This window comes from Cutibacterium porci (genome assembly GCF_009696315.1).
In the GTDB taxonomy this organism is placed as follows: Bacteria; Actinomycetota; Actinomycetes; order Propionibacteriales; family Propionibacteriaceae; genus Cutibacterium; species Cutibacterium porci.
The window spans coordinates 1-1161 of record NZ_VUMG01000014.1; the positions used below are offsets into that span (position 1 = coordinate 1).

1 protein-coding gene is annotated in these 1161 nt (G+C 46.9%); it reads left to right on the top strand.

From position 1 onward, the window contains the following. On the top strand, nucleotides 1–328 hold a 328-nt coding region (locus FYJ43_RS12110), incomplete at its 5' end, for a DNA-binding protein (protein ID WP_195839997.1). Nucleotides 329–1161 lie beyond the last annotated feature (833 nt).

The following is a 1161-nucleotide window of genomic DNA, read 5'->3' on the forward strand; positions in this document are numbered from 1 at the left end:
AGCAGGTGACCTGTCCACCTGTAGCGGTGAGCGCAATGCAAAAATGGTAGATACTTCAGAGCTTTTACGTGTCTTTGGCCCCTTTGAGCAACCGAAGGGTGAACACCATTCTGGACAGGTCTCTGGACAGCGTGATACAGCCTCTGCTGACCAGAGTGAACAGGTGATCCGTCATCTGAAACAGGAGATTGAACACCTGAACACCTTACTTTTGTCCAAGGATTCGCACATTGACAGCCTGAAACAGGCCATGCTCCTTCTTGAAAATCACCAGGCAAAATTAACTGAATCCCCGGCGCCATGGTGGAAATTCTGGAAAAAATCCTGACCCCGTCATGCTTCAGTTTTCCTCTCCGGCCATCCCAGGGAGTTCCTGAACCTTCCCAAAAATCGTCAGATCTCTGAACGCTCCTCACCACTAAAAATACCCACACCCCACGCAAAATTAAAATTTTGCAGATTCCTTATTTACAACAATGGGTTAATGAAAAATAAATGTGCGGTGATGTGTTACAAAGTGCAGATCCAAGTCGTGGACGACTCTATGGCGAATCGCTGACGAATTGCCCACGATTCATATGTGAATCACGCTTTATTATCATATTGTTATGATGAATCGACTCTTGATTCAATTCATCACTTTGGGTGTTTATTGCTCATGGTGACTCTTGATTCAATTCACGATTCGAATCGCCGGTGAATCGTGTGGTGAGTCGGCCGTCGACGAACCCGATTCCTGAAGGTGCTGAAAACCGGTTTTCCGGCTGCGCCGGCAACGCTTCACGGCCACGCAATAAATTGCGTCCCCGTTCACCGTTTTCGGAGGAGAAGAACGCCGGAAACAGGACTTCCCCTGGCTGAATGGTGTGAATTTCCGCGCTATGCACTTGCGCGCATACTCATGCATGCCGTAAAAACAGAGCCTGGGCGTTTCTGGCGGGTTTTCGGGGGGTTTGTTGCCTGTTTTACCGGTTTCCCGTCAGAAACGCCTTGAGGCCGTTTTTGCGGTGCGTACAATTATGATTTTATGTTAAATTGTTTTAAGTGAATAGAGAGAATATAACTTAAGGGAGCATCTTGTGCTGGGTCTTTTACATTAGATCTGCACAATCATTGTTTTGGCATCTGGTGATGTCTTTAGGACGTTTGAGATTGCTGATA